The organism is Mesorhizobium sp. M0960, from assembly GCF_040319055.1.
GTDB lineage: Bacteria > Pseudomonadota > Alphaproteobacteria > Rhizobiales > Rhizobiaceae > Mesorhizobium.
The window spans coordinates 887,477-909,667 of the sequence record NZ_JAMYNN010000001.1; the positions used below are offsets into that span (position 1 = coordinate 887,477).

Annotated in this window: 19 protein-coding genes; 9 read left to right on the forward strand and 10 right to left on the reverse strand. The window is 62.7% G+C overall.

The annotated features are described in order from the left end of the window. Window positions 1–141: 141 nt before the first annotated feature. Window positions 142–669, forward strand: coding sequence for a c-type cytochrome (locus NKH63_RS04400; RefSeq protein WP_502895844.1), 528 nt, complete (start codon window positions 142–144; stop codon window positions 667–669). A 319-nt stretch (window positions 670–988) separates the two neighbouring features. On the opposite strand, the gene NKH63_RS04405 is transcribed toward NKH63_RS04400, so the two are convergent. Continuing rightward, entirely contained in the window at window positions 989–7,375 is a 6,387-nt protein-coding gene (locus tag NKH63_RS04405) for an apolipoprotein A-IV repeat region-like domain-containing protein (protein WP_352482227.1), read from the reverse strand. A gap of 285 nt (window positions 7,376–7,660) precedes the next feature. Between NKH63_RS04405 and NKH63_RS04410 the strand changes: the two genes are divergently transcribed. The 3 genes from NKH63_RS04410 to NKH63_RS04420 all read left to right on the forward strand — a co-directional run bounded on the left by NKH63_RS04410 (window position 7,661) and on the right by NKH63_RS04420 (window position 9,558). Further along, entirely contained in the window at window positions 7,661–8,029 is a 369-nt protein-coding gene (locus tag NKH63_RS04410; RefSeq protein ID WP_023717831.1) for an Hpt domain-containing protein, read from the forward strand. A 97-nt stretch (window positions 8,030–8,126) separates the two neighbouring features. Further along, entirely contained in the window at window positions 8,127–8,447 is a 321-nt protein-coding gene (locus NKH63_RS04415) for a 2Fe-2S iron-sulfur cluster-binding protein (protein WP_006334837.1), read from the forward strand. 82 nt (window positions 8,448–8,529) lie between these two features. Next, entirely contained in the window at window positions 8,530–9,558 is a 1,029-nt protein-coding gene (locus tag NKH63_RS04420) for an NAD(P)/FAD-dependent oxidoreductase (RefSeq protein ID WP_352482230.1), read from the forward strand. A 26-nt stretch (window positions 9,559–9,584) separates the two neighbouring features. On the opposite strand, the gene NKH63_RS04425 is transcribed toward NKH63_RS04420, so the two are convergent. Then, window positions 9,585–11,066, reverse strand: coding sequence for an MDR family MFS transporter (locus tag NKH63_RS04425; RefSeq protein ID WP_023717828.1), 1,482 nt, complete (start codon window positions 11,064–11,066; stop codon window positions 9,585–9,587). 214 nt (window positions 11,067–11,280) lie between these two features. After that, window positions 11,281–11,898 carry a DUF922 domain-containing Zn-dependent protease gene (locus NKH63_RS04430; protein ID WP_023717827.1) on the reverse strand — a complete coding sequence of 206 codons (618 nt, stop codon included), beginning with the start codon at window positions 11,896–11,898 and terminating at the stop codon, window positions 11,281–11,283. A 96-nt stretch (window positions 11,899–11,994) separates the two neighbouring features. Here NKH63_RS04430 and folP point away from each other — a divergent pair, with 96 nt between their 5' ends. From folP to folK, 3 genes are read left to right on the forward strand one after another with little or no spacing between them, the layout of a single operon-like run. Further along, window positions 11,995–12,840, forward strand: coding sequence for a dihydropteroate synthase (gene folP / locus NKH63_RS04435; protein WP_023717826.1), 846 nt, complete (start codon window positions 11,995–11,997; stop codon window positions 12,838–12,840). Between the two features lie 3 nt (window positions 12,841–12,843). Continuing rightward, on the forward strand, window positions 12,844–13,203 hold the full coding sequence (folB, locus tag NKH63_RS04440; RefSeq protein WP_023717825.1) for a dihydroneopterin aldolase: 360 nt from the start codon (window positions 12,844–12,846) through the stop codon (window positions 13,201–13,203). Further along, the gene (gene folK / locus NKH63_RS04445; RefSeq protein ID WP_023717824.1) at window positions 13,187–13,708 is read left to right on the forward strand and encodes a 2-amino-4-hydroxy-6-hydroxymethyldihydropteridine diphosphokinase; all 522 of its coding nucleotides are present in this window, start codon (window positions 13,187–13,189) and stop codon (window positions 13,706–13,708) included. The genes folB and folK overlap by 17 nt, the downstream gene beginning before the upstream one ends. Window positions 13,709–13,733: 25 nt before the next feature. Here the strand turns inward: folK and NKH63_RS04450 are convergent, their stop codons facing one another. Beyond that, window positions 13,734–14,285, reverse strand: coding sequence for a DUF924 family protein (locus tag NKH63_RS04450; protein WP_502896294.1), 552 nt, complete (start codon window positions 14,283–14,285; stop codon window positions 13,734–13,736). Window positions 14,286–14,302: 17 nt separating this feature from the next. After that, window positions 14,303–16,138: a monovalent cation:proton antiporter-2 (CPA2) family protein gene (locus tag NKH63_RS04455; protein WP_023717822.1), complete on the reverse strand. Its 1,836-nt coding sequence runs from the start codon at window positions 16,136–16,138 to the stop codon at window positions 14,303–14,305. A gap of 230 nt (window positions 16,139–16,368) precedes the next feature. Between NKH63_RS04455 and NKH63_RS04460 the strand changes: the two genes are divergently transcribed. After that, window positions 16,369–16,635: a hypothetical protein gene (locus NKH63_RS04460; protein WP_023717821.1), complete on the forward strand. Its 267-nt coding sequence runs from the start codon at window positions 16,369–16,371 to the stop codon at window positions 16,633–16,635. 62 nt (window positions 16,636–16,697) lie between these two features. Here NKH63_RS04460 and NKH63_RS04465 read toward each other — a convergent pair whose 3' ends face one another. The 4 genes from NKH63_RS04465 to NKH63_RS04480 all read right to left on the reverse strand — a co-directional run bounded on the left by NKH63_RS04465 (window position 16,698) and on the right by NKH63_RS04480 (window position 20,477). Beyond that, window positions 16,698–17,252, reverse strand: coding sequence for a hypothetical protein (locus NKH63_RS04465; RefSeq protein WP_352482234.1), 555 nt, complete (start codon window positions 17,250–17,252; stop codon window positions 16,698–16,700). Between the two features lie 87 nt (window positions 17,253–17,339). Then, window positions 17,340–18,434: a YcjF family protein gene (locus NKH63_RS04470; RefSeq protein WP_352482235.1), complete on the reverse strand. Its 1,095-nt coding sequence runs from the start codon at window positions 18,432–18,434 to the stop codon at window positions 17,340–17,342. Then, complete coding sequence (locus tag NKH63_RS04475; RefSeq protein ID WP_352482237.1) at window positions 18,431–19,909, reverse strand: YcjX family GTP-binding protein; 1,479 nt, start codon at window positions 19,907–19,909, stop codon at window positions 18,431–18,433. Before NKH63_RS04475 ends, NKH63_RS04470 begins: the two co-directional genes overlap by 4 nt. Before the next feature lie 64 nt (window positions 19,910–19,973). Continuing rightward, window positions 19,974–20,477: a SixA phosphatase family protein gene (locus NKH63_RS04480; RefSeq protein ID WP_023717817.1), complete on the reverse strand. Its 504-nt coding sequence runs from the start codon at window positions 20,475–20,477 to the stop codon at window positions 19,974–19,976. Between the two features lie 259 nt (window positions 20,478–20,736). Between NKH63_RS04480 and dksA the strand changes: the two genes are divergently transcribed. Next, window positions 20,737–21,153 (forward strand): RNA polymerase-binding protein DksA, encoded by a 417-nt coding sequence (gene dksA, locus NKH63_RS04485; RefSeq protein WP_023717816.1) that lies wholly within the window; start codon window positions 20,737–20,739, stop codon window positions 21,151–21,153. Between the two features lie 85 nt (window positions 21,154–21,238). Here dksA and NKH63_RS04490 read toward each other — a convergent pair whose 3' ends face one another. Further along, complete coding sequence (locus NKH63_RS04490; RefSeq protein WP_352482239.1) at window positions 21,239–21,991, reverse strand: hypothetical protein; 753 nt, start codon at window positions 21,989–21,991, stop codon at window positions 21,239–21,241. Window positions 21,992–22,191 lie beyond the last annotated feature (200 nt).

A 22,191-nucleotide genomic window follows, 5' to 3' on the forward strand; every position in this document is an offset into this window, starting at 1 on the left:
GTCCAATTGATCGCTGATAGTAATCCGTCCTGGCCATGCTAAAATTTAACGTCCCCGACGTCGCCAAATCGGGGAATTGCGACCAGTTGACGACGCGGGAGGTCGACGGACAAACCACGAACAGACCACAGGGAGGAAGCAATGTTTCGGACACTAATTCATCTTGCATTCTTGACAGCGTCAATTGTTGCCCTGCCATCTTACGCGGCCATGGCCGACGACACACAGATTGCGCGCGGCGAATATCTGGCTACGATTGCCGGCTGCAGCGACTGCCACACACCCGGTTACTTCTTCGGGAAGCCCGACATGTCGCGCTTTCTTGGCGGTTCAGATGTGGGCTTCGAGATTCCTGGTCTTGGTGTCTTTGTCGCCCGCAATATCACGCCTGACAAGGAGACCGGTATCGGAAGCTGGACCCCGGAGCAGATCGTCACCGCGATCCAGACCGGCGAACGGCCGGACGGCCGTATGCTGGCGCCGATCATGCCTTGGCGCGATTTTGCGCATCTCACCGCGGATGACGCCATGGCTATCGCGGCATTCCTCCAAAGTGTGAAGCCGGTCAGCCATCAGGTTCCCGGCCCGTTCAAACCCGGGGAAACGGTGTCGGCTTTCATGATGCGGATTATGCCGCCGGGGGAAGCCGCAGCCGCTGCAACGAAGTAGGGCGGCTTTGATCGGAACGAGATTTTTCTCGCCGAATAGTGGGTGAATGTACCGCCTTGGAGATGGTGAGGCCCGATATCGGAACGGCAAAAATGGGTCGAATTCGGTCGTTCAGAGTGTTTGGTTTTTGACCCTAGAGCATTCTGCCCAATGGTGTTAGTTGGCACCGCAGAAATGCGGCTAAACAACAGATAGAGCAGGATGCCTCGTCATTTGAACGCATCCTGGGGTGTCGCTTCATGCGTTGATAGGATCAAGATCAGCACGGCGCGAAAAAGGCGGGAATTTCCCGCCTTTTTCATGTTCCATTGTCGTCTGATCAATGCAAGCGGCCGCTGGCGTGGGCCAGCATGGTGTAGACCTTGCCGGTATCCGACGTCAGGTAGGTCTGCGCCATGATGTTGTCGCGGTCGTTGCGCGACACGTCTTTGAGCAGCTTTTCGAAATCGTCGCAGTAACGATCGACAGCAGCGCGGAACTCCGCCTCCGACTGATATTTGCGGCGGATCTCGTCGAACGTCTGCTGGCCCTTCAGCGTGTAAAGACGGCGCGTGAAGACGTCGCGCTCGCCGCGCCGGTATCGGTTCCACAGCTCGATCGAGGCATCGTGATCGATGGCTCGGGCGATATCGACGGAGAGCGAGTTCAGCGATTCCACGACATGAAGCGGCGAACGCGGAGCGGGAGCCGGGCGCGGCGCTTCGGCAGGCGCCGCCGGCTTGGCGTCGTCTTCGCGCGATGCACCGGTCAGGAGGTCGCGCACCCAGCCGCCTTGCGGCGTGCGGCCGTTGGGGTCGCGCTGGCGCAGCGCTGTGTCTGCGGGACGTTCGAGGTCGAGCGTGCCGCGCAGCGCCGTCTCGCCCGAAGGCGCCTGCGGTGCATGGCGCTGTTCCGGAGCCGGAGCCGGGCGGCGTGGCGGCTCGGCGGCGCGTGCGGCAGGCGCTTGCGGCGCCGGACGCAGGTTGCGCTGTTCCGAACTGTCGGCGCTGCGGCCAGATTTGGCAACGATTTCAGAAAGTTCCTTCAGCGCGTTGATCTGCTCGGAAACGGCACGGCGGATAGCCGTGGTTGATTCCTTTGCCTCTTCCGGCATCTCGATGACGCCTTTCTTGAGCTCGGCTCGGGTGAGGTCGAGCTCGCTCTTGATCGAGCCGGCGGTGCGCCGCATTTCCTCGGTCGCATCGGCAAAGCGCTTGGTAGCCGAATCGACCACTTCGGAAATCGCGGCACGGATCTTGTCGGCGGATTCCAGCGTCTTGCCTTCGGCGTTCTGCAGCGTCTGGCCGACCAGATTCTCGAACGAGCGCATGACCCGTTCGAGATCTTCCGACTTCTTAACAAGGCCGACGGCGAGGTCCTCCAGCGACGATTGCCTTTCGAGCGTGTGCTCGAGGTTGCTCTGGGCCGAGCTCAGCAGATCCGAGGCGCTGGACAGCAACCGGCTGTGCTCGTCGAACTTGGTGGCGATAGAGGCAACCTCGCGCAAGGTCGAGGACGACAGCTCGGTGAGCCGCGTCGTGTTCGAATCGACAAGGCGCGCCGAGCTGGCGAAAGTCTGGGCGGTCTTTTCCGTGGTCGCCGCGAAGCTTTGCGTGCTCCCAGTCAGGCGTTCGTCGACCTGGCCGAGATTGGTCGCCGCCTGCTCGATCAATTGACCGAGCTGCGAGCTGGAGGCGGTCATGCGGCCGATGAGGTCGGCAACGCTGTCGGCAAGCGTCGAGCGCGCGCCTTCGACGGCCGACAGAGTTTCGGCCGTGCGGCTGGCGAGGGCGTCGACGAGGGCGGCGTTTTGAGTGCGCAGCTTCTCTGTCGCACGTTCGGTGACCTCTTCCATGCTCTTTTGCAGCTCGGAGCCGCCCTGGGCGAAGCGCTCGACCAGAGGCCGTGCCGTCTCGTCCAGGATTTTCGATATTTCGGCCGAACGTGCCGCAAGCATCGTACTGAGCTCGCGAGTATTGGCACCGATGGTCTTTGCAGCGTCGTTGGTGCTCTGGCCGATATGCTGGCCGACCGCGGTGAAGGTTTCGGCGATCGTGTTGGCACGCGAGACTAACTGCGCCTCGGCGTTCGAGACCTGTTCGTTGAGCTTTTGGCCCATTGTCTCGGCAGTGTAGGCGAGGCGGTTCTCGACGCTGGCGACCTGCTCCTCGACGCGGGCCGCTGTGGCGGCAGCACTCGAGGCCAGGCGTTCGTCGGCACCGGCAAGCAGCTGCTCGATTTCACGGGCATGGACGGCGAGTTCCTGGCCAGTCTGCCTGGCGCGTTCGGCAACCCGCTGCTCGGTGCTGGTGAAGGCACCGACAATGTTGTCGGCATGTTCGCCGATTGCGGTGCTGCTGTCGGCGATACGGGACACCAGGCGATGATCGGCCTCCTCGAAGATGCGGCCGATCTCGGACGCACGTGCCGAAAGTGCTTCGGAGCCTTCGGCAATGCGCGAAATAAGTTGCTGGTCGGCGGCATCGAAAATGCGGCCGAGATCCGACGCACGTGCCGCGAGAGCTTCGGCGGATTCGCCGATGCGCACGCCCAGCCGCTCGTCAGCTGTTTCGAAATTGCGCAAGATGTCGCCGGCACGTGCAGCCAGCGACTGGGCCGTTTCGATGGCGCGAGAGACCAGCCTGTGGTCCGCCGCGTCGAAGGTACCGGCAATCTCACTTGCTCGGGTTGCCAGCTGATCGGCCGTCTCCTGGGCGCGCGCGAGCAAGGTGTTCGACGTGTCGTCGGCGCGGGCAATCAGTGCGCTCGACGTATCCTCGGCGCGGGCGGCGAGGCGACGATCCGCCTCCTCGAAGGTGCGGGCGATGTCCTCCGCCCTGGCGAGCAGAGCGGCCGAGGTCTGCTCGGCGCGCTCGGCGATCTTGCGGTCGGCATCGCTGAATGCAGCGCCCGCCTGCTCATGCAGAGCGCTGGTGACTTCCATGACCTTCTCGCGCAGCGCCCCGGCGACGAAGACCGCGCTTCTTTCGAGCACACTGCGAACGTTGTCGACACCCGTCGACAGCGCCCGCTCCATGGTGCTGGCGCGCTCCTCGATGATGCCTGTCTGCCGGCTGAACGCCTGCTCGATCTTTTCCACGTCGGCAGCGATGGCATCGGAGATGTCGGTGCTCCTGGCGGCGATCTGGTCGATATGGCCGGACAGCGAACGGTCGACATCCTTGCGCGTGTCGGCGAGCCTGGAGAGATCGTCCTGCAATGCGCGGGTCAGCATGTCGCGGCCCTCGGTCAGCTTGCCGACATGACCGGCGACAATCTCGTCGACCTCGCTGCGGCTCAATGCAAGCCTCTCCAGATCGGCTTCCAGAGCGCGCCTGAGGATGTCGCGGCCTTCGGCAAGCTTCTCGACCTGGCCGGCAACCAGCCCATCGATGCTCGAGCGGCTTTCGGCCAGCTTGGCGAGATCGTCCTCGAGCGCCTTCGACAGGGTCGAGCGGTCCTGGACGAGCTTCTCCGCGTGGGTAGCGACAAGGCTGTTGACGTTGCCGAGATCGGCCTCTAGGGCGCGCGAAAACTGTGCGCGATTGTCGGTTAATAGCTGCGACTGGTCGGCGATGGCGCCCCTGATCGTGTTGAGATCGGCCTCCAAAGCGCGTTTGAGGATGTCGCGGCCTTCGGCCAGTTTCTCGACCTGGCCGGAAACCAGCCCGTCGATGCTCGAGCGGCTTTCGGCCAGCTTGGCGAGATCGTCTTCCAGCGCGCGCTTGAGGATGTCGCGGCCCTCGGCCAGCTTCTCGACCTGACCGGAAACCAGCCCGTCGATGCTCGACCGGCTTTCTGCCAGCCTGGCGAGATCGTCCTCGAGCGCCTTCGACAGGGCCGAACGGTCCTCGGCGAGCTTGTTCATATGTTCGGAGACGACGCCCCGCACGGTCTCGAGATCGGTCTCCAGTGCGCGCGACAGCTGACCGCGATCCTCCGCCAGCTTCTCGGATTGACTGGCAATGACGCCCTTGACGGTGCTCAGATCGGCTTCCAGAGCGCGTTTGAGGATGTCGCGGCCCTCTGCCAGTTTTTCGACCTGGCCGGCAACCATCACATCGATGCTCGAGCGGCTTTCGGCCAACTTGGCGAGATCGTCTTCGAGCGCCTTCGACAGCGTCGAACGGTCTTCCGCGAGCTTGTTCATGTGATCGGAGACAACGCCGCGCACAGCCTCCAAGTCGCTCTCCAGTGCCCGTGACAGCTGGCCACGGTCTTCCGCCAGCTTTTCGGACTGGCCAGCGATGACGCCCTTGATCGCGTTCAGGTCCGATTCCAGCGCGCGCTTGAGGATATCGCGGCCTTCGGCAAGCTTCTCGACCTGGCCGGCAACCAGCCCGTCGATGCTCGACCGGCTTTCGGCCAGCTTGGCAAGATCGTCTTCAAGCGTCTTCGAAAGCAGGCTGCGATCATCGGCGAGCCTGCCCGAATGATCGGCGATCAGACCTCTGATGTCGGACAGGTCGTTCTCGAGCGACTGGGAAAGACCGCTGCGGTCTTGCGCCAATTTCGCCGAATGGGCCTCGATGAGGCCATTGATGCCGGCGATGTCGGATTCCAGCGCACTGGCGAGTATGGCGCGACCCTCGGCGATCTTTTCGACTTGACCGGCGACAAGGCCGTCGATGCTGGCGCGACTGTCTGCCAGCTTGCCGAGGTCGGCCTCGAGCGCGCGCGAAAGAATGCTGCGGCCTTCGGCGAGCTTTCCGACGTGCCCGGCAACCATTTCATCAATGATCGTGCGGGCTTGTACGAGTTTTCCAGAGTCTTCGTTCAAGGCCTGGGCGAGCCGGTTGCGGCCCTCTTCAAGGCTTTCTAGATGGCTGCCCAGCGAAGCGTCGATCGCTGCACGCGATTCGTTGACCTTGCGCAGATCCTCTTCAAGGGCGCGCGAGATCAGGCCGCGGCCTTCGGCAAGCTTCTGCACCTGGTTGGTCACCGCCGCATCGATTTCGGCGCGGCCCTCGGCGAACTTCGCCAGATCGGCCTGCATTGCCGCCGCCATCCGGTCGCGGCTTTCGGAAAGTTTGCGGCTGTGGTTTTCGACGGCTTCCTCGATGCCGGCGCGAGCATCCGCAAGCCGCTGGATGTCCGTATCGAACGATCGCGATACGACATGGCGCGCCGCTTCCATGCGCCCGGCGAAATCGCCGGCGCGGGCTTCGAGCATGGTCGAGGTCGATGAGATGATGTCGGCCATGTCGGCGCCGATCTGGGTCTTGCCCTGATCGATCATCGCCGACAGCGTCTCCTTGCTATCCTGGAAGGTGTGGGCGATTTCGCGCGCGCGCTCGACCAGCGTCTCGTTGATCTGGCGTGCGCGAGCCTCCAGCGCGGCGTTGAGCTTCTGCGTACCGGTGTCGAGCGCCTCGGCGCGGGTCTGGAACTCGCTGATCAGCGCCTGGCCACGTTCGGCAAGCGTCCGCTCGATGCCGTTGAGGCTGGCTTCGAATTCGGAATTGAGTGTGCGCGCGGCACCGCCGAGCAGCGACACCATGCCGGTCGTGCGGTCGTCGAGCAGGTCGGTCAGCGACCGCGTCAGGCCATCGGTGGTGTCCGTCAGCTTGGCGATGCGGGTGTCGAGCAGGCTGGCGAAGGCCTCGCCCGACGTCGACAGCCGGTCGGTGATCGATTCGAGCCGGCCTTCCACCGAATCGAAGATCGACATCGAGCTCCCGTTGATCCTGTCGATCAGCGTGTCGCCGGATTCGTTGATCGTCATCGACAGCTTGGTCGAGGCGTTGAGAATGCTGTCGCGAATGATATCGCTGGCGGCGTTGATCTCGTCCTTCAGCGTCTCGTGGGCACCGGTGATCGAGGCGCGCACACGCTCGGCATGGGTGACGACCGCTTCGCGCTCGCTGCCCAGCCCGTCGACCAGCGAGCGGATGCGGGACTCGTTCTCCGAATAGGAGCGCTCGATCTGGTTCACCTCGCTGTGAACCAGCGTTTCGAGCTCGACGGCGCGCGCAAGCGTGCGTTCGATGCCTTCGCCCATGGCCGCCACCTCGCGGCGAACCGCTTGGCCGATCATCATGACGCGATCCTGGGCAAGATTTTCCGGCTCGGCCAGACGGAAGGCCACCTCGGTCATCGACTGCGCGGCAAGGCGCATCTCCTGAGCGCGGCGAATCATCACTGCGAATGCCCAGAACAGGATGACGGGCACGATTGCCGCGACCGCCAGGCCGATCAGCTCGGGACGGGCGAAAAACTGATCGAAGGTGCGGATGTTCCAGATGCCAGGTCCGAACAACAGGTTCGCGAGGCCACCGGCGCCGGCGATCCAGGCCAGCGAAACAAAAGCCACGACCCAATAGATCGTGTTCGAGGCGCGCCGGTTGAGGGTGTGCAGGAGCGTCTTATAGTCTTTTTGACGATCGTCGTTGGCCGGCGAGAAAGCTGGCGGCTGCGAGCCATTGCGCGTTGCGACAGGACGCAACTCAGCCGGCTTGGCTTTTGGCGCGGGATTTAGGTTCTGGCTTTGATTGGCGGCGGGTGCTGCATTCTGGGCCTGGTCGGGGGCAGGCGCCTCGTTCTGGCTGCGGCCTTCGCGCGCCAGTTCGTCGGCGGCTTGCGATATCTGCGCTTCCAGATCTTCCATGGATGCCGCGATGTCGAAGTCGCCGCCGGCATCGCCGCTCAGATCGATATCAAGTGCCTTTTCGAGTTCCCTGGCTACGTCGCTGTCGAGCGTTTTTGTCGTCGTTGGTTTCTTCGCCATGCCTTCGCTACCCTGTACAAGCTGCCGCGGGACTTATGGTTGTGCTTATTGATTCTGCCTAGCGTGTCCCGCGCAGGAGGCTGAAAATGGACCTGTCGTATCGTAATGACACAGCGGGGTAAAGAAAACATGCATTCCGTCCGATACGTAAAACTTTAAATATAAGGTTAACACAGCCGTGATTCCGGCGCCGTTATCGCGACATTTTTCCGGGTCAATCATTAACCCGTTGTCCACCGGATACGCCTATTTTTTGCGGCGGTCGAAGAACGGAGTCTCAAAGTGATACGTGGCGAAAACGGCATTGCCTTCTCGATGCCCGGCGGTGACGTGTCAGGGACAGCTGGGGCGCGGCCGATCGATCTGGCGCATCTTGCGCGCCAGACGATGGGCGATCGGAGCCTCGAGCAAGAGGTGCTGGCACTGTTCGTGCAGCAGGCGCTATCGGTGCGCGACAAGATCGTCGATGCGGATGTCAGGCAGCGGCTGCTACTGGCGCACGGGCTCAAAGGCTCGGCGCGCGGGGTCGGCGCCTTCGCCATTGCCGATTGCGCCAGTGCGATCGAATGCCGGCCCGACGACGCCAGCACGCTGAAGCGCCTTGGCTCACTGATCGAAGAAGTGCGCGACTTCGTCGCCGCCATCAGCCGATAGAACTTATTCCCAAAACGCCACGCAGCGGCGCTTTCGCGCCGCAGTTGACTTGTCTGGCAGAGTGATTATGTCGGCTCAGACTCCCTTCAGGTGACAAATGACCAAGCTGACCTTCATCGCCCATGACGGCACGCATTTTGACGTGGATGCCGAAAACGGCTCGACCGTCATGGAAAATGCGATCCGCAATGCGGTGCCGGGAATAGAAGCGGAATGCGGCGGCGCCTGCGCCTGCGCGACCTGCCATGTCTATGTCGACGAAGCCTGGACGGCGGAGGTCGGCGAGCCGGAAGCCATGGAAGAAGACATGCTGGACTTCGCCTACGACGTCCAGCCGAATTCGCGGCTGTCATGCCAGATCAAGGTGCGCGACGCCCTCGATGGGCTGGTCGTGCGCGTGCCGGCCCGCCAAGGCTGAAGCCGATTTTTGCCGCTGCCGCTTGGCAGCGGACCAATGGTCATGCAGTGTCGCGCCGTTTTCCCATAAAGGCGCATGCTTCATGACCGCTATCACCAAGACGGACGTACTCATTGTCGGGGCAGGGCCTGTCGGCCTGTTTGCCGTATTCGAGCTCGGCCTCTTCGACATGAAGTGCCATCTGATCGACATACTCGACCGGCCCGGCGGGCAGTGCGCCGAACTCTACCCGGAAAAGCCGATCTACGACATTCCGGGTTGGCCCTCGATCTCGGCGCAAGGTCTGGTCGACAAGCTGCTTGAGCAGATCGCGCCGTTCAAGCCCGAATTCACCTATAACCGCATGGTTTCGAGCCTGGAAAGGCTGGAGGACGGCAGCTTCCGCGTCACTGCCGACGAAAACGAGGTGTTCGAAGCCAAAATTGTGGTGATTGCCGCCGGCGGCGGCTCTTTCCAGCCGAAGCGGCCGCCGATTCCAGGCATCGAACCCTATGAAGGCAAGAGCGTGTTCTACTCGGTGCGCCGGATGGAGGACTTTCGCGGCCATGACCTCGTCATCGTCGGCGGCGGCGATTCGGCGCTCGACTGGACGCTGAACCTGCAGCCGGTGGCCAAGAGCGTGACGCTGGTGCATCGGCGGCCCGAATTCCGGGCAGCGCCCGACAGCGTCAACAAGATGTATGCCATGCAAGAGATGAAGCAGCTGGAATTCCAAGTCGGACAGGTGACGGGCCTGACCGGCAGCGACGGCCAGCTAGCCTCCGCCACGATCAAGGGGCCGCAGGGCGATGTCGAAGTGCCGTGCACGCGGATGCTGCCATTTTTCGGCCTGACGATGAAGCTCGGCCCAATCGCCGAATGGGGCCTCAATCTCCACGAAAACCTGATCCCGGTCGACACCGAAAAATTCCAGACGTCGGTGCCCGGCATCTTCGCCGTCGGCGACATCAACTGGTACCCCGGCAAGCTGAAGCTGATCCTGTCGGGCTTCCATGAGGTCGCTCTAATGGCACAGGCAGCCAAGCGCATCATCAGCCCCGGCGAGCGCATCGTGTTCCAGTATACGACTTCGTCGACCAGCCTGCAGAAGAAGCTCGGCGTGGTCGACTGAAGCTCGCCGGATTTCACCAGGCCGGTCTACTCCGCCAGGGCTGGGGCCGAAGCCTCGGCATGGCCGCGAAGCGTTTTCTCCGGCATCAGCCAGAGCGTGATGAACGACAGCAGCAAGGTCGCGGCGGCGGCAAGAAAGATCATCACGAACGGCGTGGCTGAGGCGATATGGCCGGCCGTCTGCGTGCCTTCGCTGGCCAGCGGCAGCCCGTAACCAAGGGCGACGGCACCAAGCATGGCGACGCCAAGCGCACTACCCAGCGAGCGGAGGAAGGTGAGAACGCCGGTCGCCACGCCAAGGTGCATGCGATCGACGGCGTTCTGGACCGAGACAGTGGCAACCGGAAAGGTCGTGCCTGTGCCCAGGCCTATGCAGGTCGTCAACACCTCGACAAGCAATAGCGAGGCATGCCCGGCGACCAGGCTGAGCACGCCGAGGCACAGGATCGAGAAAACAGTTCCGACCATGGCAATGCGCTTGTAGTGGAAAAAGCGTGGGATCATTCGCGCGCTGAATGTCGCACCGGCCACCGTGCCGAGCATCAGCCCAAGCAACGCGGTGCCAGATTCGCTGACTGACAGGCCGACGACCGATTGCAGGTAGACCGGCAGATAGACCGACAAGCCGACATTGGCGGCCTGCAGCAGGAACATCGACAACGTGCCGGCGAGAACGATCGGATTGCCGAGCACTTCCAGCGAGATCAGCGGTTCGGCCGCGCGCATCAGCCGCAGCGCGAACGCGCTCCAGAACACCGCTGAGCAGGCGAGCAGTCCAAGGATTTCACGCGACAGCCACGGATACTCGCTGCCGCCCCAGTTCAAGGCAAGCAGCAGCAGCGAGGTGGCCGCGACCAGAAGCAGCGCGCCGAGGCCGTCGATGCGGTGATGTTTTGCAGCGATCGGCAGCTTCTTGAGCGGATTGTTAATGATCGCCATCGCCAGCAGGCCGAGCGGAATGTTGATCCAGAAGATCAGCGACCAATGCAGATGTTCGGCGAAGGTGCCGCCGAGCAGCGGCCCGGCGATGCTGGCGACGGCCCAGGTGCCCGAAATCCAGGCGGCGTAGCGAGCCCGCTCGCGCGGCGGCACGAGGTCGCCGATCACGGTCTGCGTCAGGGCGAAGAGCCCGCCGCCGCCGGCGCCCTGGATCGCCCGGCCGACAACCAGGACCAGCATGTTGGGGGCCGTGGCGCTGACCAGCGACCCGGCGAGAAAGATCAGGATTGCCGCATAGACGGTCGGCCGGCGGCCATAGATATCGGAGATCTTGCCGTAGAGCGGCGCCACTGCGGTCGCGGTCAGAAGATAGCCGGTTACGATCCACGGCAGATATTCGGCATGCCCGAGCAGACGTGCCATCGTCGGCATCGCCGGCGCGACGATGGTCTGGTCGAGCGCCGCCAGCAGCATTGACAAAAGCACGCCGCCGATGATGGCGTTTTTCTCGGTTTCGGTCAGCGGCGTGCTGGTTTCCACCATCGCTTGCTTGTCGATAGCCTGGTCCATATCCGTTCATCCATTATGCCTGCGTGCACTTCCGCGACGGGCTGGGAAGCATCTAGTACGCCGATTGGCGTTTGCCGGAGGCTGATCCCTGCGAACCTGGCATATGTCGTTCGCTATAGGCCGATTTCGACAGCGGCTCGAAAGTTTTTCGAAGCTGGCACTATGCTTCGCCAAATTGGCTTTGTTCCAAATTTGGCTTTGTCCGACGCGGAGTTCAGCCGGGAGCGAGCCGTCCATTCTCAATGCGCTCGATGCGATAGTGCAAAAGCCGCAGGATGCGGCTTTGGAAATTGACGCTTTCCACACGATCGAAGCGCATCTGGTCCTGGTCGTGCTTGGCAAGCATGGCCGCTGTAATTTTCGCGGCCTTGGCCTTGGCCAATTCGCAGGTCTTTTCAGGGTAGCTCGCCTTCAAGGCGTCTTCTAGTTCGCGGCCATGGTTCTTGGCAATCTCGACGTGGCGTTCCTCATGGCGCTTGATGTCGGCGGACAAAGTCTCCCAGAACAGCTTGACGCCTGCATCGGCTTTGCGCGGGCGGCGCCACTCGGGAAGGATAACCTTGACCTTGACGGTAACGGCAGCGTCGGCAATCCAGCACGAGCCCGGCTTTTGCGCATAACTGACGCGGGTGGTGAACGCCATCTGGGTGGCGCCGGGATGCCGCGACCCGGTGCTTTTCACCTGAGGCCCGAGTTTCGACAGCTGGGTCCCGATGTCGTCGAGCGTCCTGCCGCCGATCGGGAAATAACTATATGTCTTGACGAGAGTCGTAGCGCCGGCCGGGAATGCGGTCAGAGCGAGCATCAGGGCGCAGAGGAGGGATCGTTTCATCGTGTTGCCTCTTTGCCCACCTTGCTTTACCGCCGTCTCCGGCGCAACGGAATTGATCCCCGGTCATGACGTGGGATCGAACATGGTTGATGGGCAATGATGACAGGGCGATGGCAGCTGGCGCATGGGCGCCATCTTGACCTTGGCGGCAAGGCCATCGTCGTCGGCATCCTCAACGTCACGCCGGACAGTTTTTCCGACGGCGGGCTGTTCGATGCCCCGGAAAAAGCGGTGGACCAGGCGCGCCGTATGGTGGAGGAGGGAGCCTCCGTCATCGACATCGGCGGAGAATCGACGCGTCCCGGTGCCTCTCCGGTGTCTGCAAAGGAAGAGCAGGCCCGCATAGTGCCCATCATCGAGGCGCTCGCGACGTCTGGCGGAACGCTGATCTCGGTCGATACCTATCGCCAGGATACGGCGCGGCTTGCCGTCCAAGCCGGTGCACATATCGTCAACGACGTCTGGGGCCTGCAGCGCGAGCCGGGCATTGCCAGCGTCGCTGCCGAAACCGGCGCCGGCCTTGTCATCATGCACACGGGACGGGACCGGCAGAAACTGCCCGACGTGATTGCCGATCAGCTCTTCTTCCTCAGGAAGTCGCTGGAAATCGCGCAACGGAGCGGTGTTGCCGACGACCACATCGTGCTCGATCCGGGCTTCGGCTTCGCCAAGGAGACAGCCGCGGAAAACCTTGACCTGATGGCACGGTTTTCCGAGCTTCGTGCGCTGGGCTTTCCGCTGATGGCCGGCACATCGCGAAAGCGCTTTATCGGCACCGTCACCGGCCGCGACGCAGCGGCAAGGGGCGCCGGAACCGCCGCCACAAGCGTCATCCTGAGGCTCAAAGGCGCGCATCTTTTTCGCGTCCACGATGTCGCAATCAACGTGGATGCGTTGGCTATTGCCGATGCTATGCTCGCACGTGAGATCGGGGAAAGCTGAGCCATGTATGTCATCCGCATGAAGAACTGCGCCTTCTTCGCCCGGCACGGTGTGCTGGACGAAGAGGAGACGCTCGGCCAGCGCTTTTATGTCGATGCGGCGCTCACGGTAGACCCCGGGCGGGCGCTGGTCGACGATTCTATCGAGGACACCGTCAATTACGGCATCGCCTTTGCGGTCATCGAAAAGATCATTACCGGCGAGCGGCGCTTTCTGATCGAAGCGCTGGCGCTCGAAGTGGCGAGGGCGCTGACGGCGCGGTTTCCGCAGATCAAAAAGGCCGAGATCACCGTGCGCAAGCCGAACGCCCCGGTGCCGGGTGTGCTCGATCATGTCGAGGTGACCGTTGTCTGGCCAGAATAGTAACAACAACACCGTCTATCTCAGCCTTGGCGGCAATCTCGGTGATCCGGCGAAGTCGATGGCTGCGGCACTGGGCATTCTGGATGCCGACGAGAGCACGCGCGTCGTTGCCGTTTCGTCGCTCTACCGAACGCCGCCCTGGGGCAAGCTCGATCAGCCGGATTTCCTCAATGCGGCGGCCGAGATCTCGACCGCGCTTGCGCCGCGGGCTTTGCTCGACCTTTGCCTCGACGCCGAGCGAAAACTGAAGCGGGTGCGGGAGGAGCGCTGGGGTCCGCGCCTGATCGACATCGACATTCTGGTGTTCGGTGACCGCATCATCCACGAGACCGGACTGGAGGTGCCGCATCCGCGCATGCTGGAGCGCGCCTTCGTGCTGGCACCGCTGGCAGAAATTGCACCGAAGCTTGTGGTCGACGGCAAGAGCGTGTCGGAGCGACTGGCCGCCGTTGACACGTCGGGTATTGAACGGCTGCCGTCAGGCCGGAAATGGTGGAAGACCTGACGCTGCCGCCATCGGTGGCCGAAAATCAGCCGGAAAACCCACCACCGTCGAGGAACATTTGTTCGTCCGGTGTCGTCTCCCGGCCAAGCATCCTGTTTCGGTGTGGAAAGCGGCCGAAGCGCTGGATGATGTCGCGGTGTTCTACCGCATATTTCAGATAGGACGGGGCTTTGGCGGCGGTAAGCTCCATCGATTTGAGCTGATCGGCGAGATCCTCCGAATGCTCATAGGGCAGATAAAGAAAGACGCGGAGCTCTTCGTCGAGCGCCAAGTCATGGCCGGCAGCGATCGCCTTCTCGGCAAAATGCCGCGCCAGCGGGTCCGTGGCGTACATGTGGCCAGTGCCGCGAAAGCAGTTTCGCGGAAACTGGTCGAGCAGGATCATCAGTGCCAGCGACCCTTCGGCGTGTTCGGACCAGCCGTCGCATTCGCGGCGGGCGGCGGCGAAGTGCAGATCGAGAAACCGGGTGCGGAAGTCGGCATCAAAAGCGTCGTTCTTCTCGAACCATGCGTCCTCCCCGGCGTGGCGCCAGAATCTGGTGACGGAGCGCGCGCGTTCGTCCAGTTCATCCATCATTCGCATCTTCCCAAGGATTAATCGGCCGGCTCGGATTTCTGCAGCACGCCGGCGGTTTCCTCATTGAGCGCCTGACCCGCGCGGCGTGGTGTGCTGAGCGGCGTCGGGATGGGGGTGCCAATATTGCCTTTGAGGAAGCGCCGTCCGGCGCGGATGCCTTCGGCCTGTTGAAGCTCGAAACGGGCAGCGTCGCGGCGGCGGACGTCCTCGACTACCTCGGCGACCTCTTCCGGGTCGACGCCGAGGGCTTCCAGCGTCGAGCCGCCGAAGACAAGCGCCGATTCGAACGTCTCGCGGAGCTGATAGTCAACGCCGGCACGAATGAGCTGCAACGCGGTGCCGCGGTCGAACGCCCGTGCCAGCACTGTCAGCAAGGGAAACTCCGCCTTGATCAGTTCCGCGATGCGCACGGCGGCATCGGGCTTGTCAACGCAGATCAGCACGGCGCGTGCCCGCCCGGCTCCCGCGGCTCGCAGGATGTCCAGCCGCGTGCCGTCGCCGTAATAGACCTTGAAGCCGAAATCGGCCGCTGCTTGGATCATTTCGACCTCGTTGTCGATGATCGACACGTCGATGCCGCGCAACAAAAGCGGCTGGCTGGCGATCTGGCCGAACCGGCCAAAGCCTATGATCAGCACGCTGCCGGTCAGGCCGTTGGCGACATCGACGCCTTCAAGCGACTGCTCGTCGCGCGGCGTCAGATACCGCAGTGCAATGATCGCCAACGGCGTCAGCACCATGGAAATGATGACAATGGCGGTCAGCATCGCATTGGCTTGGCCGTCGATAATGCCCACCGCAGCCGCCGCGGAATAGAGGACGAAGGCGAATTCGCCGCCTTGCGCCATGAAGACGGCGCGCTCGAGCGCTTCCCGATGGTCGGTTTTGAGGACGCGGGCAACGATATAGATGCCGATCGCCTTCATCACCATGTAGGCGACGACATAGATGGCAATGAGCTGCCAGTTGACGACGACGACATGCAGGTCGAGCGACATGCCGACGGCGAGGAAGAACAGCCCGAGCAGAATGCCGCGGAACGGTTCGATGTCGGCCTCCAGCTGGTGGCGGAAGGTCGATTCCGACAAAAGCACGCCGGCCAGGAAGGCGCCCATGGCCATCGACAGGCCGGAAAGCTGCATGGCGAGCGCTGACCCGAGAACGACCAGAAGGGCAGCTGCGGTCATCACCTCACGGGCGCGCGCATCCGCCAGGATACGGAAGAACGGATTGAGCAGATAGCGCCCGGCAACCACCAGCCCGACGATCGCGGCAAGGCCGATGCCGACCTCCGTCAACCTATCCGACAGGCTCATATCGGCGCCGCCCGGCGCGAGGAAGGCGATCAGCGCCAGCAGCGGCACGATGGCCAGATCTTCCAAAAGCAGGACCGAGACGATGCGCTGGCCCTTGGGCGTTGCCAGGTCGCCGCGTTCTTCCAGCAATTGCATGACGATTGCCGTCGAGGTGAGTACGAAACCGGCGCCAGCGACGAAGGATTGCGCGATCGGGAAACCTCCCGCCAGGCCGACGCCGGTCAGCAGAACCGCGCAGACGCCGACCTGCAGCGCACCAAGCCCGAAAATCTCGCGGCGCAGGCCCCATAGGCGTGACGGCTGCATCTCCAGCCCGATGATGAACAGGAACATGACGACGCCGAGTTCGGCGACATGAAGAATGGCTTCCGATTCGGAAAAGACGCGCAGCCCGAATGGGCCGATCACGACGCCGGCCGCCAAATAGCCGAGGATGGAGCCAAGTCCCATGCGCCTGAAGATCGGCACCGCAACGACGCCGGCGGCAAGCAGCGCCACCACCTGGATCAGATCGCTGTTCGATGCCTCTGCCGCCATGCCTGCCCTTCCGCTCTCCTGGGAGTCAAGCGGCCAAGATAGGGGCTTCGGAGCGGATCGAACAGTGTGAATCCGGCGCATTGTGCAGGCGATATTGCAGGCGCACTGCACAGGATAATGGCCTTCCAGGCGTTGCTTGTTTTCGCTATCCGGCGCTAAGGACGCCCGGCTTCGGCCAGTGGAGGGTGAGCGACGATCAAGTCACGGCCCTTTTTGAGGAGATGACTGACATGAAGAAGTTTTTGCTGGTTGCCGTTGGCATCGCGGCACTTGCCGGCTCTGCCTGTTCGAAGGCGCCGGAGTGCACGACCGAGATGCTGACCAAGAAGGCTCAGGACATGACTGCGGCACTTCAGGCTGCTATCACCAAGGATCCGGCCAAGGCAGCCGACCTCACAGCCAAGGTCCAGGCGGTCACAACCAAGTATCAGGGCGGCACGACAGCAGCCGAGGCCTGCAAGGCCTATGACGAGTTGATTGCAGCGATCAAGGGCTGAGCACCCATCTGCATGTCAAGGAGGGCGGCGGCGTTTGGTTGCCGCCTTTTCACGCCGAAAGCTCAGTTCGGAGTTATGGAGCCGACCTCGACTGCATCGATCCGCTTCAACTTCATGCCGATGACCGGGACCAGCTGCTGGTCGACGCGCACGGCAACGGTCACCGTCATCGAATTGTCGTCGGGGACAAGCGCCTGCATCACGCCGCGCAACTGATTGCGATTAATGGTGAAAACCACCTTGTGCGCATCGATGACATTGCCACCGATAATGTCGAGGCCGGAGCCAGCGGCCCCGCCCATGAAGCTGCCCTTGTAGCCCTGCCGGCCCTTGTGTTCGATCGTTGCCGACATCTGCTGGGTGAACATACCGACCCGGCAGCCGCCGTCGAGCGACATGCCGACCTTGCCGTCAGGCGTCGAGCCAATGAAGCTGCAGGTGAATTTCGTGCCCTTGTATTTGCCGGCAACGATTTCTCCGGGGCCGACCCATTTGCCCTCGACCGATCGAAAGAACTGCTTGTCCGGTTCTGCCGCCGAAGCCTTTCCGGCAATGCCGATGGTTGCGACAAGGGCGAGCGCCACGGGCAGCACGCTGGACAAAATAACGCTTTTCATCGACGACACCCGGCAACAAAGAGACTGGTTTGGACGCTTCCGACCATGAACAAGATTGGTTAATGCTTTGTCACCCCAAGGCGATAGTCACGTCTCGGAAGCGGATGTTTCTTTTTCTTTCTTTGCCGCAAAGGAGGTCAGCGCGGAAAGGAAATCGCCCAATCCTGGACGCCTGACGGCGTTAAAGGGCAGGGGCCTTGCCGTTTCCATCGCTGCAATGCCGATGCGCGCCGTCATCATGCCGTTGACGACGCCTTCGCCGAGCTTGGCCGAGAGCCGAGCCGCAAGGCCATGGCCGACGATCTGCTGGACGAAACTGTCGCCGACGGCGATCGACCCAGTGACCGCGAGATGGGCGAGAACGCTGCGCGCCAGGCGAAAAAAGCCAAGCGTGCCGGGGCGGCCGCCATAGAGCTCCGACAGACGGCGAATCAGCCGGCCGGCTTCGAACACGACATAAGCGACGTCGACCAGCGCGCGCGGACTGACCGCGGTCACCAGGGACACGCGCTTCGCCGCTTCGAGGATCATCATCTTGGCGCGGGCATCGAGCGGGCCGAGGATCTCGGTCTCGGCCAGCCGCACCAGATTGCCGCCATCGATGATCTCGCCGCGCAATTCGGCCAGCGAGCGCCTGCCGGCCGCGGTTTCGGGCTTGGCCGCGACAAATGCCGACAACTCGTCGACCACGGCGCGGGCGGCCTTCGGATCATCGCGGGCAATCGCATCGAGCGCCCGCTTCTGCAACTTTTCGACCTCGGCGAGGCGAGCAATCGCCACGAATTCGCGGATAAGGATGACCACAAGCGCCAGGATGGCGATCAATGCCATTCCGGCCGCCAGCCAGCCCAGCCACTCGGCGCGCTCGAACAGGTCGCGAATCAGCTGGTCGGTCCAGAGGCCAAGGGCGAGCGAAACCAGAACGCCCAGCGCGCCGAAGAACAGGCTGCCAAGCAGCGAACGTTTTCGCGGCGCAATCGCCGGCGGCGGTTCGGCAGCGACGACATCAGGCTCGTCGAAGACGTCGATCTCCGCCGGTGTGACCACGGCAAGATCCGCCTTCACGTTACGCGGCTTTCGCGCCGGCGCGGCCTCGGCCCCGGAATGGCGAGCCGTCGGATCTACCTTCGGCTGGGGCTCCGGCTCGATGCGAAAGGCCGCCGGTCTGCGGGGCGCGCTCATGCGAGATGATCTCCGATCAGGAACTGCACCGCGCGGTCGAGCCTGATATGCGGCAGCGACAGCGTCACGCCCTCGGCCGTGCGCTCGAGTTTCGGCGGGCGAAAGCGCACGAAGCGGATCGCCGGGTCGTCATCGTTCTGCTGGTGCTTCGATTCGAAACCATCGAACACCGCATCAACTTTCTCCGGCAAATCACCGGGAAATATGGCTGTTTCGGTCTTTCCGTCAAAGGTTTCGCCATTGATTTTTTCGCCACGCAATGGCGTGCCGATAATGACCGGCAAAGTCTCACGGCCCTGCTTGACCGTGCCTTCCCGAGTCGCGCGCATGGCCGCCATGGCGACGACGTCGACGTCGGCACCAGTGAAATTCGCCCGCGCCACGGCGCGGTCGGCAAGCCGCCGCACGATCGCCTGCAGCCGGTCGTGGCTTTCGTGGTGCAGATGGTCGGCCTTGGTCGCGGCCACCAATATGCGGTCGATGCGTCTTGAAAACAGGTCGGTCAGGAAGTTGCCCCGGCCGGGCCGGAAACAGGACAGGATTTCGGTGACCGCGCGTTCCAGATCGGCCATCGCACCGGGGCCGGCGTTCAATGCCTGTAAGGCGTCGATGAGCACGATCTGCCGGTCGAGGCGCGTGATGTGTTCGCGAAAGAACGGTTTGACGACATACGTCTTGTAAGCCTCGTAGCGCCGCTCCATCATCGCCTGCAGCGATCCGGAGCGGGCGCGCCCGAGGCCGAGTTTCGGCAGCGGCGCAAAGGTCAGCGCCGGCGATCCTTCAAGATCGCCGGGCATCAGGAAGCGGCCGGGCGGTAGGGTCGAAAGCGCCCGCTCGTCAAGCTTGCAGGCCTTGAGGTAGGCGGCGAAGCTCTCGGCGAGACGGCGCGCCGTCATCTCGTCGGCGTCGGCGTTGGGGTCGACGGAGGCAGAGAGCGCCTGCCATTCCCGCGAAAGATCGACACGCACCGGCAACACGGCCATCTCGAAGGCCTCACGCGAAAAATCGGCGTAGGACTTGCCGAGCAGCGGCAGGTCGAGCAGCCATTCGCCGGGATAATCGACGACGTCGACGGACAATTTGCCGGCGGAAAACATGCGGCTCCAACCGGAGGCCGATTCGTATTCGATGGTGAGCCTCAGTTCGGAAATCGCACGCGTCGAGTCCGGCCAGACACGGTCGTCGACAAGAGCCGCGATGTGATCCTCGTACTGGAAGCGTGGTACGGCGTCGTCCGGCTGCTCTTCGAGAAAGGCCCTGGCGATGCGCCCCGATTTTTGTGCCTCAAACAGCGGCAAGCGTCCGCCATGGACCAGATTGTGCACAAGGGCCGAGATGAACACCGTCTTGCCGGCGCGGGACAGCCCGGTCACGCCAAGACGCAGCGACGGAGCGAAAAGCCCGGCAGCGCGGCCTGACAACGTATCCAAGGCGATCTTCGCCTCGTCGGTGAAAGTCGTCAGCGATGATGCCAAAATCTGTTCTCGCGGGGCCGGTCAGCCACCGATATAGGCTTTGAGGCGCGGCTTTGAAATGGCCTCAGATATCGGCAGGCGTCAGGAAGGCTTCGAGATAGCCGGCGCCAGGCGCAGCCTCCGCAAGACTGCCGTTGAACCGGACCACCGCAAGTGCGGAGGTCGGGAAGCCGTGGTTCAGCATGGCCCGCGCGGTCTCGTTGCCGTCGCCTGAGAGCGCCATGGCGAGATCCTCAATCATCGGATTGTGGCCAATGACGAGCAGGGCGTCCAGCCCGCCATTCTGCCGGACGGCAGCGAGGTACGCGGCGGCATCGTCGTTGTAGAGCGCGTCAAAGAACAGCACCCGGCCCGTGTCCGTATGGCCAGCTAAGCTTTCCAGCGTCTGGCGGGCACGCCTGGCGCTTGAGCACAGGGTGAGGCCCGGTACGTATTTGCGAGAACGCATCAGCACGCCCATCGCTTCGGCATCGGCGAAGCCAGATGTATAGAGCGGGCGGTCGAAGTCGGCGACGCCGGGCAGCGCCCAGCCGGCCTTCGCATGCCTCAGCAGGTAAAGTCTGGTCACCGGATCCCCGTTGTGCCGGGCACCGAACCCGTCAATACGCCGCAGGATTTGCCATCAGAAGAGCTCCGTGCGCAATGGCAAGCGTCCTTCAAGCATAGCGAATCATGTATGAATTCGGTCGTATTCTTCGCAAAAAGGGCATCGCGGATGCCGTTTGTCCGGGACTAACAATTGCGTGAAACAGTCGTCGATTGACCTTGTGCAGTTTTCGGTCCGCGAATATATAGGCGCCAAATTTGGGGTTTGTTGGGTGAGTCGAATGAACGACATCGTTACCGCCGATTACGTACCCTCCGAAGACGAGCCGTTCATGAACGAGCGGCAGAAATCCTACTTTCGCCTGAAGCTCGTCACCTGGAAGAACGACATCTTGCGCGAAGCGCGCGAAACTCTCGAAATCCTGCAGCAGGAAAACGCCAACCATCCCGATCTCGCCGATCGGGCTTCCTCAGAAACCGACCGCGCCATCGAACTTCGCGCCCGCGATCGCCAGCGAAAACTCATCTCGAAGATCGATTCCGCCCTCCAGCGCCTTGACGAAGGCACCTACGGCTATTGCGAGGAAACAGGCGAGCCGATCGCGCTGAAGCGGCTCGACGCGCGCCCGATCGCGACCTTGTCGATCGAGGCACAGGAGCGCCATGAGCGGCGCGAGAAGGTGTACCGCGACGACTGAGTCGGCGGGAAAAACAGAGCGGCATCGGTAAAGCGTTCAAAATGGCCGGTTTTCCGGCCATTTTCATTGGCCGTTCGCTATCAGCCTATCTTTTCTGATTGGACAACTCGCCGAGGAGCTTCGTCATCTCGTCGTCGAGAGAGGGCGATGCCTTCGCCACTGGCTTGCTCGGCGTTTGGCTGAAGCGTGGCTCGTCGAGGGAAACCTCCAGCTCCTTCATCAGCGCATCGTCGATCGACTCGTGCTGTGCCGGCGGCTCGTATCTTGCCGGGGAGTCCTGTCTTGCCGGCGGCGGCGTATGCCGTGAAGCATTGGCGTTGACGGATCCATAATTTGGCAACGGTGTGACGTTCGATGCCGGTTTCGGCGCCGGTGCCGGCATTGTTGCCGGCATTGTCGCCGTCTGGCGGGCTCGGACAGGGGTTGCGGCTACGCTTGCCGCCTGCGGCGGCGCTTGCCTCACCGGCGCGGCTGTGGTCTGAGCCGATCTTGCTGCCGGCTGGTGGCTGTTATCTCCGGTCAATGCCGGGCGGCGCAGCGCCGAGAGCCTGATGTCGCGCTCGACGACGACGTCGGTCGGACCACCGATCAAGAGCAGGTGCTCGATATCGTCGCGGCGCACCAGCACCAGCCGCCGGTGACTGTCGACCGCTGTGGCATCCATGACCGCCAGCCGCGTCTTGCGGTTCCTGCCGCCGGCGACGAATGTTCCGAAGGTCAGGCTGCGGACCAGCCTGATGATGAGAAGAATGATGAGCAGAAGGACAAGTACTGCAAACGTCCACAGGATTGCCGCGGCATAACCAGGACCCGCCACGCCATCCAGCCATTGCAGCATTGGTTCCCCCAAAATCAGCTTTCGAAGAGAGGCGACACTAGACTGTTGCGGCAGGCCACCGCAAGTTGCCTTTCACGCTTCGTGAACAGCTTGAAACACCGGAAGCGGAACGGCGTCTTTTTAGCGGACATTTGCCGCCGGGCCTTTTCCCGACCCTGAGAATATGATTCAACCGACACCGGAATTCACGAGCAGGGGGA